The 15,069-nt window shown below is 36.7% G+C and carries 12 protein-coding genes; all 12 read right to left on the bottom strand.

Annotation, left to right across the window (positions count from 1 at the left end):
• Window positions 1–81: 81 nt before the first annotated feature.
• The 12 genes from CRO45_RS02575 to rseP all read right to left on the bottom strand — a co-directional run bounded on the left by CRO45_RS02575 (window position 82) and on the right by rseP (window position 14,988).
• The gene (locus CRO45_RS02575) at window positions 82–954 is read right to left on the bottom strand and encodes an IS3 family transposase (RefSeq protein ID WP_235864511.1); all 873 of its coding nucleotides are present in this window, start codon (window positions 952–954) and stop codon (window positions 82–84) included.
• An 11-nt stretch (window positions 955–965) separates the two neighbouring features.
• Window positions 966–1,268, bottom strand: a complete 303-nt coding sequence (locus CRO45_RS02570) for a transposase (protein ID WP_235864510.1) — start codon at window positions 1,266–1,268, stop codon at window positions 966–968.
• A gap of 336 nt (window positions 1,269–1,604) precedes the next feature.
• Window positions 1,605–1,946, bottom strand: a complete 342-nt coding sequence (gene rbfA, locus CRO45_RS02565) for a 30S ribosome-binding factor RbfA (protein ID WP_097148052.1) — start codon at window positions 1,944–1,946, stop codon at window positions 1,605–1,607.
• Between the two features lie 231 nt (window positions 1,947–2,177).
• Entirely contained in the window at window positions 2,178–2,456 is a 279-nt protein-coding gene (locus CRO45_RS02560; RefSeq protein ID WP_097148051.1) for a DUF503 domain-containing protein, read from the bottom strand.
• Window positions 2,453–4,810 (bottom strand): translation initiation factor IF-2, encoded by a 2,358-nt coding sequence (gene infB / locus CRO45_RS02555; protein ID WP_097148050.1) that lies wholly within the window; start codon window positions 4,808–4,810, stop codon window positions 2,453–2,455. Before infB ends, CRO45_RS02560 begins: the two co-directional genes overlap by 4 nt.
• 15 nt (window positions 4,811–4,825) lie before the next feature.
• On the bottom strand, window positions 4,826–5,134 hold the full coding sequence (locus tag CRO45_RS02550; RefSeq protein ID WP_097148049.1) for a YlxQ family RNA-binding protein: 309 nt from the start codon (window positions 5,132–5,134) through the stop codon (window positions 4,826–4,828).
• Window positions 5,131–5,409: an RNase P modulator RnpM gene (gene rnpM, locus CRO45_RS02545; protein WP_097148048.1), complete on the bottom strand. Its 279-nt coding sequence runs from the start codon at window positions 5,407–5,409 to the stop codon at window positions 5,131–5,133. The genes CRO45_RS02550 and rnpM overlap by 4 nt, the downstream gene beginning before the upstream one ends.
• Before the next feature lie 49 nt (window positions 5,410–5,458).
• Window positions 5,459–6,610, bottom strand: a complete 1,152-nt coding sequence (gene nusA, locus CRO45_RS02540) for a transcription termination factor NusA (RefSeq protein ID WP_097148047.1) — start codon at window positions 6,608–6,610, stop codon at window positions 5,459–5,461.
• Between the two features lie 26 nt (window positions 6,611–6,636).
• A complete protein-coding gene (rimP, locus tag CRO45_RS02535) occupies window positions 6,637–7,116 on the bottom strand; it encodes a ribosome maturation factor RimP (RefSeq protein ID WP_097148046.1) in 480 nt (159 codons plus the stop codon).
• A gap of 355 nt (window positions 7,117–7,471) precedes the next feature.
• Complete coding sequence (locus CRO45_RS02530; RefSeq protein ID WP_097148045.1) at window positions 7,472–11,800, bottom strand: PolC-type DNA polymerase III; 4,329 nt, start codon at window positions 11,798–11,800, stop codon at window positions 7,472–7,474.
• A 50-nt stretch (window positions 11,801–11,850) separates the two neighbouring features.
• Window positions 11,851–13,548: a proline--tRNA ligase gene (proS, locus tag CRO45_RS02525; protein ID WP_170949381.1), complete on the bottom strand. Its 1,698-nt coding sequence runs from the start codon at window positions 13,546–13,548 to the stop codon at window positions 11,851–11,853.
• Window positions 13,549–13,734: 186 nt separating this feature from the next.
• The gene (gene rseP, locus CRO45_RS02520) at window positions 13,735–14,988 is read right to left on the bottom strand and encodes an RIP metalloprotease RseP (protein ID WP_097148043.1); all 1,254 of its coding nucleotides are present in this window, start codon (window positions 14,986–14,988) and stop codon (window positions 13,735–13,737) included.
• Between the last annotated feature and the right edge of the window lie 81 nt (window positions 14,989–15,069).

Raw genomic sequence — 15,069 nt, 5'->3', positions numbered from 1 at the left:
CCTACCGCACTTCGTTTGGTCCGGTATTCGAAATGACCGGTCGAAAAACCTGACCGCTCATTTCGAACACCCTGTCTTTTTTTATGAGATCAATTCTACTTCACGTCTGTTATACTTCCTCTCAAATTCAGCTGGTGAGATATTCCCTAAAGTTGAGTGTTTTCTTCTCGTATTATAGAAGCTGCTAATGTAATAATTTATAGCTTTGATGGCCTCATCTCTTGTCTTAAATCGTCTTCTGTAAATTAAGTCTTTCTTAAGTGTGGCATGGAACGATTCAATACAGGCATTATCATAGGGATCGCCTTTTCTGCTCATACTTATTATCATTTTATTCTCGTTTAAGATATCATTATAGTCTTGTGAAGAATACTGGGAACCCCGGTCGGAATGATGAAGTAGTCCTTCACCAGGTTGTCTATTAACTAGCGCCATGTTTAAGGCTTGAATTGTTAGCTCCTTTTTCATATGAGACGCAAGGCTCCAACCTACAATCTTTCTTGAAAATAAATCCATTACAGATGATAAATAAACCCAACCTTCAAGCGTCCAAATGTATGTAATATCAGCTACCCACACTTCGTTAGGCTCATCTACGTTAAACTGTCGATTAAGTTGATTAGGATACGTCTTATCATCATGATTGGAATCCGTTGTAACAACAAACTTTTCTTTCTGAACCGCGTTTAATCCCATTTCTTTCATCATCCGAGCTACGGTCTTTTGTGAAACGGAATATCCCCATTCAGTTAGGTCGTCATGAACTCTCGGGCTACCATAAGTTCCAAAACTCTCATGGAATGACTTAGCGATCTTCTGTTGGATTTCTAACCGATATTCTTCTCTTTCCGTTATAGCGCCAGATTGATTAAGCCATTTGTAATAACCACTCGTTGATACTCCCAGTACCTTGCACATCTTCGAAATGGCGTGTTCATCAGAGTGGGATTGAATAAAGGTATAAACTACGCTTGGTTTTTGGTGAAGATGTGCATGGCCTTTTTTAAGATTTCGTTTTCCTCTTTAAGTTGTTCCAATTCTTTCTCGTGTTGCTTTTTAAGTTTCTCTAGATCCGAAGGGGTAATATAAGCTTCCTCAGACTTACCACCATTTTTAATCGCTCTATACTCCTTCACCCAACGACTAACAGTCTTTGGAGATAGTTCTAGTTCGTAAGAAACTTCGCTTGCTTTTCTACCTTCTTCTACCACTAGCTTTGAAACATAATCTTTAAACTCTTGGTCATAATGCTTCGCCAAAATGAACACGTCCTTTAATATGATGATTTGATTATAAAACAAATCTCATTTTAACGTGTCCACTTTTAAGACTAACCTCAGAATTCCCTAATTTCGTGAAAAAGTGTCACAATAACGACCGTTTCTTGACAGAATTCCCAAATTTCGTGAAAAAGTATCACAATAATGCCCGTTTCTTGACAAAATTTCCTAGAACCCCGGAAATTTGTCATAATACATTGATTTCAAAGTATTAACTTTGAATCTTCACACGAAAATCATAATCACTAAATGAAAAAAGCCCGCCTGCATACTAATGATGCAGTTGCAGGCTTTTGTGCTGTTTTCACAACTTAATGCGATGTATTAATCTTTATTAATCGAGCGAAGTAGTTCTTCGATTTTATTTCCGTATTCTACGGAAGCGTCAAATTCAAATGTAATTTCTGGTGTACGGCGTAAGCGAATGCGTTGGCCGATTTCAGAACGAATAAAACCAGTAGCTTTCACTAGTGCAGCCAATGATTCTTGGCGTTCTTTTTCATTACCTAAAGCGGTAATGTACACCGTCGCCTGTTGAAGGTCACCTGTTACACGAACATCCGTAACCGTCACAAATCCAACACGTGGATCTTTGATTTTACGAGTAATGATTTCTCCAAGCTCTTTTTGAATTTGTTCACCAATACGATTGGAACGTAATGACATAGATTGTCACCCCTACTAATAATCAAATGCGCCTTGGCGAATTTACGACTAGATTTTAAATGTCGAGCAAGCTCGATAAAAATCTAGGGCACCCGCCATAAGGCTCTAACTTCATTCAATAGGAGTACTAACCCCAACTGAATGATTTACTGTTTGCATTCATTTCATCACTTTTAGAAGTGGCTACCTGAATGAAGTTAAAACTTGTTAAGATATTTATCCCCTAAAGGTTTATAAATATTCCCGCCACACATCGAGTTGTTCCCATGCAGGGTACGATTGTAGAAAATTCAATGCATGATTAATTTCACGTTCTGCGCTGTCTTTAGAAGAGGAGACAGCGACAAGAGCAATTCTTGTTCGCTGCCACACATTTTGATGATCAATTTCAGCTATAGAAACGTTAAATTTTTGTTTCGTACGTGTAATCATTCTTTGAAGTACTGCACGTTTTTCCTTTAACGAATGGGCTGTTTGAATCATAAACTCTACTTCAGCGTAGACGATCATGCGCGTTTAATTTCTTCCATAACGAAGGCTTCTAGCACGTCGCCTTCTTTAACGTCATTGAAGTTTTTAATCGTAATACCACATTCGTATCCTTTGGCAACTTCTTTCGCATCGTCTTTGAAACGTTTTAACGAATCGATCTCACCTTCAAAGATTACGATACCATCACGAATTACACGTAAACCAGAATCGCGTGTTACTTTACCTTCTGTAATATAAGAACCAGCAATTGTACCCACTTTTGATACTTTAATCGTTTGACGAACTTCTGCTTGACCGATAATTTTTTCTTCGAATTCTGGGTCTAACATACCTTTCATCGCTGCTTCAATTTCTTCAATTACTTTGTAGATAACGCGGTGTAAACGGATTTCTACACCTTCTTCTTCTGCAGCACGTTTTGCATTCACATCAGGACGTACGTTAAATCCGATAACGATTGCGTTAGATGCAGCAGCTAAAGAAATATCTGACTCAGTAATTGCTCCGGCACCTGTGTGGATAATTTTTACGTTTACGCCTTCTACATCGATTTTCATTAATGATGCAGCCATTGCTTCCACAGTACCTTGTACGTCAGCTTTAACGATCACGTTTAATTCTTTTACATCGCCTTGGCTCATTTGTTCGAATAAGTTATCAAGCGTTACACGTTGTTTTTCAGAACGGCTTGCTTGAATTGCAGTCATCGCACGAGATTCACCAACTTGACGAGCTGTTTTTTCATCTTCGAATACAACGAAGCGGTCCCCAGCTTGTGGTACATCGTTTAAACCTGTAATTTCTACTGGAGTTGATGGTCCAGCTTCTTTAACACGACGACCGATATCATTAACCATTGCACGAACACGACCATATGCATGACCAACTACGATAGGATCTCCTACACGTAAAGTACCGTCTTGCACTAATAATGTTGCAACAGATCCTCGGCCTTTGTCTAATTGAGCTTCAATAACAGTACCGATAGCAGTACGGTCAGGATTTGCTTTTAACTCCCCTACTTCTGCCACTAATAAGATCATTTCTAATAGTGTATCAATACCTTCACCTTTTAATGCTGAGATTGGAACAAAGATTGTATCGCCGCCCCAATCTTCAGGAACTAATCCATGTTCAGTTAGTTCTTGCATTACGCGGTCAGGATTGGCAGTAGGTTTATCCATTTTATTCACTGCAACAATGATTGGTACTTCTGCAGCTTTAGCATGGTTAATAGCTTCAACTGTTTGAGGCATTACACCGTCATCAGCAGCTACAACGATAATTGCTAAGTCTGTAATTTTCGCACCACGAGCACGCATTGTAGTGAAGGCTGCGTGACCAGGTGTATCTAAAAATGTAATCTTTTTACCGTTTTCTACAACTTGGTATGCACCAATATGTTGCGTAATCCCACCAGCTTCGCCAGCAGTTACTTTTGTATTACGGATTGAGTCTAGTAGCGTTGTTTTACCATGGTCAACGTGACCCATAATTGTAACAACTGGCGGACGTTCCATTAACTCTTCTTCAGTCGTTTCTTCAGACTGTTCAAAGTAAACTTCTAAATCCGTTTTATCAATACGAATTTCTTCTTCTACTTCTACGCCATAATCAGCACAAATTAGTTCGATTGCATCTTTATCAAGATCTTGGTTAATTGTTGCCATTACACCAAGCATGAATAACTTTTTAATTAGTTCAGATGGTTCACGATGTAATTTTTTCGCTAATTCTGCAACTGTTAATGATTCATAGAAAGTAATTTTTTCTGGTAATTCTTTTGGTACAACCGGTTGAGATGGTTGGTGAGTTTTTGGATGACGACGTTTTCCACCGTGAATTCCTGGTTTCTTACGTTGGTTAAAGCCACCTCTGTTATTATTACCGCCTTTAGAATTACCACCAAAGCGATCGTTTTGGTTTTGATTGCCCTGATTGTTGTTATTACGTTGATTAGTTTTTGGCTTATCGTTGTTCGATGCAGCTCTTGGCTTATCGTTATTTGTTGCAGGTTTTTGTTTGTTTTGTGGTGCGTTATTATTAGTTCGCATAGTTTTATTTTGTTCTGTCATTCTCTCTTCTTTTCGTTTATCAATTTTTTGGTTTTGACCTTTAGCCGCAGGTTTTGCTTGTTTAGGTGCCGATCCACCTTGATTATTTGCATTACTGTTTTGTTTTGGTGCTGACCCACCTTGGTTATTGGCATTACTATTTTGTTTGAATGCATTATCTAATTGAGACAAAGCATCAACTGTCAGTGTTGACATATGGTTAGAAACAGTAATATTTAATTTTTTTAGCTCTTCAATGACTTCTTTACTTGATTTATTCACTCTTTTTGCATATTCGTGAACTCGAATTTTGGTCATCAGCTCACCCCCGATTTATTTTTCGTTGAGTAGACTAGACATTTTTTTCGCAAATCCGCTATCGGTTATAGCAAGTGCGACCCGGGCTTCTTTACCAGTAGCATGTCCTAGTTGGTAGCGATCACCTATCACATGATACTCAACATTGTAATACGTACACTTGTCTTGAATTTTTTTGGAAGAATTAGGTGATGCGTCCGATGCTAAGAAGATAAGCTTAGCATTACCACTTTGAATCGTTTTCACCACTAATTCTTCTCCAGATATGATCTTACGCGCTCTCGCTGCTAATCCTAGTAATTGGAAAAGCTTATCATTTGTCATAAAATCGACTCCCTGCGGATTAGCCTCAGGATTTCTTCATATACCTCTTCAGGGATTTTCACTTCTAATTGGCGTTCTAAACTACCTTTTTTACGTGCTAGTTCTACCGCCTCTTCAGTTTTCGAGATGTAAGCACCGCGACCATTTTTTTTACCAGTAGGATCGACGAATACTTCTCCCTCTTTATTTCGAACAATTCGAATCATTGATTTTTTTGGAAGCATTTCACCTGTTACTACACATTTACGTAACGGTACTTTTCGCCCTGTCGACATTAGAATTCACCTTCCTATTGTTTCCAAATACGCTGAACTTCTTAGATGATTATTCTTCGTCGTCTTGATATAAATCGTATTCCACATTACTATATGAATTATTTTCATCTTCATCGTCTTCAAATTGACTAATGAAAGAACTAGATTCAGATGGATAAATACCTAATTCACGTGCATCAGTTTCACTCTTAATATCAATTTTCCAGCCTGTAAGTTTTGCTGCTAGACGCGCATTTTGACCACGTTTACCAATAGCTAATGATAATTGATAATCAGGTACTACAACCGTTGTCGATTTTTCTTCTTCGTTCACTTGAACATCAAGAACTTTTGAAGGACTTAGTGCGTTTGCAACAAATACAACCGGATTTTCAGACCATTCAACAATATCGATTTTTTCACCATTTAGTTCATTAACGATTGTTTGAACACGTTGTCCTTTTGAACCAACACATGAGCCAACAGGGTCCACATCTTTGTCATGAGCATACACAGAAATTTTAGAACGATCGCCAGCTTCACGTGCAATCGATTTAATCTCTACTATACCTTCATAGATTTCAGGAACTTCCATTTCAAATAGACGACGTAATAGCCCTGGGTGTGTTCTAGATACAATTACTTGTGGCCCTCTTGTAGTACGTTCCACTTTAGTAATGTACACTTTAATACGACTTTGAGGTTTGTAGACTTCACCTTGAATTTGTTCGTTAATTGGAAGTGCTGCTTCAACTTTTCCTAAGCTAACATAAATGTTACGGGAATCCATTCTTTCAATCGTACCGTTAACGATATCGTCTGTTCGATCGATAAATTCTTCATAAATGATTCCGCGTTCAGCTTCACGAACTCGTTGTGTAACTACTTGTTTTGCTGTTTGAGCTGCGATACGACCGAAGTTTTTTGGAGTTACTTCTTGTTCTAAAATATCACCAATTTCATAAGCGGGATTAATTTGCTTTGCTTCTTCTAGGGAAATTTGAAGTCGATCGTCTTCTACTTCATCTACGACATCTTTACGTGAGTAGACTTTCATCGATCCATTTTCTAAATTTAAATCGACACGCACATTTTGTGCTTGATTAAAATTACGTTTATATGCAGTAACTAAAGCTGCCTCGATTGCTTCAACTAGTACATCTCTGGAAATCCCTTTTTGTTGTTCAAGAGCAGTTAAAGCATCTAATAAATCACTACTCATTTTAATTTTCACTCCCAAATATTCTGTTATGATGAAAAGTCAATTGCGAGTCTTGCTTTTGCAATCTTATCTTTTTCAATAAAAATAGTTAATTTACGTGTTTTAATACGAATTTCCATTTCTAAGCCATCTTCATTATATGCTTTTAAATAGCCTTCGAATTCTTTCATATCTTTAATGGGTTCATATGTTTTCACATAAATAAACTTTCCAATCGCTTTTTCAAAATCCGATTCTTTTTTTAATGGACGTTCAGCTCCAGGAGATGAAACCTCTAAATAATAGTTTTGTTCGATTGGATCTTTTTCGTCGAGTACTTCGCTTAGTCGTTCACTCACTAAAGCACATTGATCTATATCAATTCCGCCACCAGGAGTGTCTATATATACTCTAAGAAACCAATTGCGTCCTTCTTTGATAAATTCAATATCAACAAGTTCAAGGTTTAGCTCTTCTAAAATTGGTGTGACAAGCTCTTCTATCACTGTTGTTACTTTGCTGCTCATAAGATCCTCCCAACGTACTCGTTCTTGTCTTTAAGCTTATATTTCCAAGTTGTAGTAGATATATACAAAGAACATATGGAAAACAACATGTTGTGTACAAAATTACAACATATAGCTAAAAATAAGAAAATCCACCATTGTTTGGTGAAATAATGTAACGGTCGTCTACGAAATTTGAAGTAGCCGTAACAACAGAAAAGAGCGGGAGAAAAACCCACTCTTTGCTGCAAGACTATCAACAAATTATTAATATTACAATAGCACAGTTTATGCTTGAATGCAAATTTGCGTAATTATGACACATGTTTCTTGTTGATTTTTTTATAGTTTTAGTTCCTGTTCACATTGTTAAAAGTTAGAACAAAGACAACTGATTTGCATCTGGTAATCCATCAAGACATCCCATTTGATCCATATATTCAATCAATGTCTTCGAAACACGGCCGCGCAACTGTAAATCTTCTTTCGATAAAAATTCTCCATCTTTACGGCTTGCAACGATAGCTTTTGCCACGTTTGTACCTAAACCAGGTATTGCATCGAAAGGAGGGATCAAAGAATTACCATCAATAATCCATTCACTAGCCTGTGAACGATATAAGTCTACCTTTTTAATACTCATGCCACGTTCAGCCATTTCTAGTGAAATTTCTAAAACGGTTAATAAATCCTTTTCCTTCTTAGAAGCCTCTAAACCCTTAGCATTTATTTCTTCAATTTTTGCTCGGATCATAGAAGGACCTTGTGACATAGCAATTAGGTCAAAGTCGCTCGCTCGAACTGTAAAATAAGTAGCATAATAAACAATCGGATGATGCACCTTGAACCAAGCAATACGAACCGCATTTAATACGTAGGCAGCAGCATGGGCTTTCGGGAACATATATTTAATTTTCTTACATGAATCGATATACCAGTTCGGTACATTTTTCTCCCTCATAGCTGCTTCCATGTCTTCAGTTAAACCTTTACCCTTACGAACGGATTCCATAATTTTAAAGGCTAACCCTGGTTCTAATCCTCTATAAATTAAATACACCATAATATCATCACGACAACCGATTACTTCAGCTAGTACACAAGTTCCGTTTTGAATGAGCTCTTGAGCGTTACCTAGCCATACGTCCGTCCCGTGGGATAATCCCGAAATTTGTAATAGCTCACTAAAGGTTGACGGTTTTGTATCTTCTAACATTTGGCGAACAAATCGTGTACCAAACTCAGGAATACCCAATGTCCCCGTTTTACACATAATCTGTTCCTCTGTAACACCTAACGATTCTGGGCCAGAGAAAATTTTCATTACTTCCGGATCATCAGTTGGAATTGTTCTTGGATCAATTCCTGTTAAATCTTGTAACATACGAAGTACAGTCGGATCATCGTGTCCTAGTATATCGAGCTTCAAAATATTATCGTGAATGGAATGGAAGTCAAAATGGGTTGTTTTCCATTCAGAATCTTGGGCATCCGCTGGGAATTGCACAGGTGTAAAATCGTAAATATCCATATAATCAGGTACAACTAGAATACCACCAGGGTGCTGCCCTGTTGTACGTTTAACTCCCGTACACCCTTGGACTAATCGATCGACTTCAGCTCCACGGAATGTTTTTCCATGGTCATTTGAATACCCTTTTACATAACCATAAGCTGTTTTTTCAGCAACCGTACCAATTGTTCCAGCACGGTATACGTAATCTTCACCGAACAAAACTTTCGTATAGTTATGGGCATGGGCTTGATATTCACCACTAAAGTTTAAATCGATATCGGGTACTTTATCTCCATTAAATCCTAAGAACGTTTCGAATGGAATGTCGTGTCCATCCTTTTTCAAATTAGTTCCACATTCAGGGCATTCCTTATTAGGTAAGTCGAATCCTGAACCTACAGAACCATCCGTAAAGAATTCACTATAATGACATTTCGGGCAAATATAGTGCGGTGCTAATGGATTTACTTCCGTAATTTCCATCATTGTCGCTACAAATGAAGACCCTACCGAACCACGGGAACCTACTAAATAACCATCCGACAACGACTTTTTAACAAGCTGCGCCGAAATTAAATAAACTACCCCAAATCCATGTCCTAAAATTGAATCTAATTCCTTTTCAATTCGTTTTTCAACAATTTCAGGTAATGTCTCTCCATAGATTTGATGAGCCATTTCATAGGTCATATTTGTAATTTGCTCATTTGACCCTTCAATATTTGGTGTATATAGCTTGTCCTTAATTGGCACAACTTCACCAATCATATCAGCCACTTTTTGAGTATTCGTCACAACGATTTCTTTTGCTAAATCTGGTCCTAGGAAGTCAAATTCTTTAAGCATCTCATTTGTAGTACGGAAATGCACTTTTGGTAATGGGTAACGATTTAATGGGTTCGCCCCACCTTGAGAACTGATTAAAATCTCTCTAAATATATGATCATTTTCATGTAAGTAATGGACATTCCCCGTTGCAACAACAGGTTTACCAATCTTTTTACCAAGCTTCACTAGTTTTCGAATAATATCTTCTAAGTTCCACTCATCATGAATAATCCCACCATCAACTAATTGGGAATAAACTGGTTTAGGGTGGACTTCAATATAGTCATAAAACTCAGCTACTTTTTCAGCATCCTCAGGTGATTTATTCATCATCGTTTCAAATAACTCACCGTTATTACATCCTGAACCTACAAGTAGTCCTTTTCGGAATTTAATTAAATCTGAACGTCTAACCCTAGGAACACGGTGGAAAGTTTGTGTATGTGCAACAGATATAAGCTTAAACATATTTTTTAATCCGTCGTTATCTACTGCTAAAATTGAACAGTGATAAGGACGACCTTGTTTATAACTTTCATCGGCATTTATATGTTTATTAAAATCATCGTGATAATGAATACCCTTTTCCTTTGCTTCTTTAAGCAAGTGTAGCATTAATTCACCTGTTGCCTCTGTATCGTAGATGGCACGGTGATGTTGAGTTAATTCAATACCATATCTTTTACTTAATGTATTTAATCGATGACTTTTAAGCGTTGGATTTAACATACGTGATAGTTCCAACGTATCTATTACAGGATGAACTACACCTTTAATTCCTGCTTTTTCATAGGCTGTATATAAGAAGCCCATATCAAACGATGCATTATGGGCTACTACAATCGCATCACCGATAAAATCACGGAATTCTGTAACAACCTCATCCACTTCTGGTGCACCGACAAGCATATCATCTGTAATATGAGTTAACTCGATAATTTTTGCTGTCAATGGTTTATGTGGATTTGCAAAACGTTCAAATTTATCTATAACTTTACCATCTTGAATTTTAACTGCGGCTAATTCAATGATTGAATCATAAGCAGTTGATAAACCTGTCGTCTCAACGTCAAATACAACAAAGGTTGCAGTATCTAATTCGATATGTTGTTCATCATAGGCAATTGGTGAACCATCATCGACTAAGTTTGCTTCAATACCATAAATAATTTTAATGCCATGCTTTTTACCAGCAGCATAAGCATCAGGGAAACCTTGAGCTACGGCGTGGTCTGTAATTGCAATGGCTGAGTGTCCCCATTTAGCCGCCTGACCAACTAATTGGTCAATCGGTGTAACAGCATCCATTGTACTCATTGGTGTATGTAAATGAAGTTCTACCCGCTTTTCTCCCTCAGGGGCAGTATCTTTTCGAGTTTCTCTAAATATTTCATGCATACCTTGTGCCATGATAACTAAATCTCGAACAAAGGTATCATTTTGAACAGATCCACGAACCTTGATCCACATCCCCTTTTTCAATTGGGACATTTTTTCTGCTTCCTCATCGTTACGTGAGAACATTTTCACTAAAATAGAATCCGTATAATCTGTCATTTTCACTTCTAGAAGTGAACGGCCACTCTTCAGCACTTTTACTTCTACTGCAAATACGAACCCTTCAATAACTACGCTTCGCTCTTCATCTTGAATACTCTTAATATCAACAATCTCTTGTTCTTTAATTTGCGTTCCAATTTGGAATGGACCACTTGATTCAACTGCAGCTGGACCTTCACTTTTCTTCGTTTCATTACTTTGGAAATCTACCATTGCTTGTCTAGCTAACTCAGCTTCCTCTAATTGACGTCTTTGGATATATTCATCCTGTGCTTGACGAGCTTCTTCCGTCATTTCTGCTAATTTAAAGTCAACGGCAATGTTTGAAAAACCAAGATTACTATAAGTTTGTGAAATTTTGTCTGCATATTTCGCTTTTAATGTAAGCTGCTCTACTTCCATCACACAATCTACTGTAAGTTTAGTGCCAGAAACTTTAGGGATTTGTGAGATAAGAATATTTCTTAATGTTGGAGCCATTTGGTCAATTTGATTTACTGCAGTTAACCAATAGTCTGTTAAAAGCTGTTCATTGATCTCTGGATTTTCAACTTGAATTGTTAAATTCGTTTGGGCAATTTCTGAAAATTCCTCTGCCATTCTTGAAGTTAAAAGTTGATACAGAGGAAATGGTAAAACATTATTTAGTTTAATAGAGAAATTCCAAACACGCTCTTTTTTATGAACTGTAACACGAGTGAGTTCACCTTGTTCAAAAAATGACATGTAGACATCTTCAGTTAGTTTTAACTGCTGTAAAAGTGTTAAAAATAATTGACGCTCTTTTTGTTTGTCCGACAATTGACTCACCTACTTTCTAAACTTGAAAAGAGGAGTACAACATTGCACCCCTAGTAAACCCTGAAAAATTCACTTAAACGATCCATTAATTCTTCCTTGGCACATTCAAATGATTCTCCAGTACGTCTATAAATGACTTTTACATTGCCTTGAATAGCATTATTTCCTACGATAACTTGAACAGGTATTCCAATTAAGTTTGCATCCATTAATTTTACATCAAATGGAGTATCACGGTCATCAAACAAAACATCAAATTGATAACTTAATAAAACATGATATAGTTGTTCGGATATCATCCATTGTTCTTCATCTTCAACTGATTCAGTCAATAAATGAACATCAAATGGGGCGATTGAATTTGGCCACGCAATACCTTTGTCATCTTGATATAATTCCGTTGAAACGGCAAATAGTCGGGAAACACCCATTTCATATATACCCATTTGAATTGGGTTGGATTTTCCATCCTCATCAATATAGTTCATTTCGAATTTTTCTGAGAAACTAGAACCTAATTTATATATGTGGGCAATTTCATATCCTTTGGAAAATTGGATTTCACCTACTCCATCAGGTGATGGGTCTCCTTCTTGGATATATCGTAAATCTTCATATGCATTAATAGCAAAGTCTCTCTCTGGATTAACATTACTATAGTAAAACCTGTCCTCATTCGCAAAAGTGATTCCATTACAAATCGTTTTAATACCATAATCTGCAACCACTTTTACATTAACCGGTAGTTTAATTGGACCAACATAACTTGATGAACATCCAATCACTTCTCGAACGGTCTTTTCATCAGCATATTTTATTTTTGGGACATTCAACTTATTTTTTAATTTCACTTCATTTAAAGTATGGTCCCCACGGTATAGAACAACGATTAGTTCTTCATTTACTCGAATTATTTTAGCTTTAATCATTTGATCTGCAGTTGTATCTAAGCTGTGAAGAAAATCATTTATCGATAGTTTACTATTACTTACTTCTTGTTTGACTAATTCTTTCATATCACAGCGATCAGATGTAGTGATTATTGGGACTTCTGCCAAATCAGCATTCACTACATAATCAGATTCGTTGGAACAGGCAATTGTTGCATCACCGTTTTCTGATAGAACGATATATTCATGAGATAGTTGGCCGGGGTAACTCCCTAAATCGGCTACAACTTTTTTGTACGGTAAACCGAGCCTTCTAAAAATTGATGTGTATACTTGATCTATTTTTTCATAAAACTCATCAAGTTGTTCACTTGTATGATGAAAAGAATAAACATCTAACATTTGAAATTCTTTATTTTTAAACATTCCATTTTCATGAATTTCATTTCTGTACTTGTTTTGAATTTGGTAAAGTACAAAAGGTAATTGTTTATATGAATTTATTTTTTCTTTTACGATGGATGTTAGTATTTCTACATGGGAAGATGCTAGATAAAACTCTTCCTTTTTATTTTTTTTCCAATGAAATAGTTCTTGATCATCCATTTCGGTTGGACTTTCTGACAAAGAATTTAAAATTGGTAATGTGATTTCATTGGTTGAAATTGTGTTTAATTCTTCTCGAATAATTTTTTCTATTTTTTGTAACACACGTTTTCCTAACGGTAAAAGTGAAATGTACTTCCCGTTTTTCATGTGTATATATCCAGCATGTACTAATAGTTCGTTTGGATGGATAGGGTTATTATTAGAAGGCACTTCATGGATTGTACTTATAAAAGCAAGACTTTGTTTCACCTCGCGCGCTCCTTTATTAAAAATAGTCCTCTTTCTAGCATAGCATAAGAATAAGTTGTTAAATAGTTTTATTGTTAATTCAAATTTTACAGATTCAGTTAAAAATCTCCACAAAAATAAACCTTATTCAGATAATTCTACTGAATAAGGTCTATTGTCATGTGATTAAAATTCACTTTAATGTAATTAGAAGAAGAATCGTTGTATATCGTTCCAAGTTACAACAACCATTAGAATCATTAATAGAACAATACCAACAAAATGAACCATACCTTCTTTTTGACGGTCAATCGGTTTTCCACGCAATGCTTCAATACCGAAGAACAATAAGCGTCCTCCGTCTAACGCAGGAAGTGGTAATAAGTTCATAATCCCTAGGTTTATACTAAGTAGTGCTGCCCAGTTCATTAAATTGAAAATTCCGTGCTGAGCAACAGTTTCGGTCGCTTTATATATGCCGACAGGACCAGAAAGTGCGTCAATAGAAAATTGTCCAGTGATCAATTTCCCTAGTAATTCAACAATTAGGACTGTATAATCCCAAGTTTGCGTAGCTCCAAATACAACGGCTTTTAGAGGGTCTTGCTCAATAGGTCTTAAAATACCTAATTGACCAAACTGTTGTTCATTTTCTACTACAGTAGCCGGTGTAATAACGAGCTCAATATTTTGGTTATCTCGTTCAACAACAAAATTTAATGGCTTTCCAGGGTTTTCTTGAACGATTCCCGATAATTCGTTCCAACGTTCGATTGGTTGTCCATTAATTGATGTTACTCGGTCGCCTGCTTGTATACCTGCCTCCGCTGCAGGTAAATTCGGCATGACAGAATCAATAACTGGTTCTGATGCTGGAACCCCTCTCATCATTCCTAAAGCCATTAAAACAAAAAAGGCAAGAATAAAGTTAAAAAGAGGACCTGCAAAAATCGCCATTGCCCGTTGACCAACAGTTTTCGAATTAAATTGACGGTCAACAGGGGCAATCATAATTTCGTTTCCATTTTCAACGAGGATCGCATTTCTCGCAATTTTATAACGTACGAAACGTTCCTCTTCATCGTATCCTTCAATGAATAGGTCTTTTTCTAAATCGGCTCTTTCTACTTCTAAGAACACAATATTTGGATGTGTCACGCTTTGATTAAAATAAATCTTCTCAGCTACATCGTCTTCGTTTAGTATAATCCCTACACGATAGCCAGGTTGAAGTTCAACTGAATCCATATCTTCTCCAGCCATTCGAACATATCCACCGAGTGGTAATAATCGAATCGTATAAAGGGTTTCACCTTTCGTCATACCAAATATCTTTGGACCCATACCAATAGCAAACTCCCGAACCATAATACCCGCACGTTTTGCGAATAAGAAGTGACCAAGTTCATGGAAGAATACTAAAGATCCAAATATGATAATAAACGCGATTACCGTTTGCATTCTTTCCCCACCTTTAAAGAGCAATTACTCGTGTTTGCTCAAACTAAACTTCAGTTACAAGTTAGACCAAAATCAATACCA

Source organism: Ureibacillus acetophenoni, from assembly GCF_900220965.1.
In the GTDB taxonomy this organism is placed as follows: Bacteria; Bacillota; Bacilli; order Bacillales_A; family Planococcaceae; genus Ureibacillus; species Ureibacillus acetophenoni.
The sequence above is the reverse complement of the archived record's forward strand: the minus strand, read 5'-3'. Positions and strand labels throughout refer to the sequence as shown.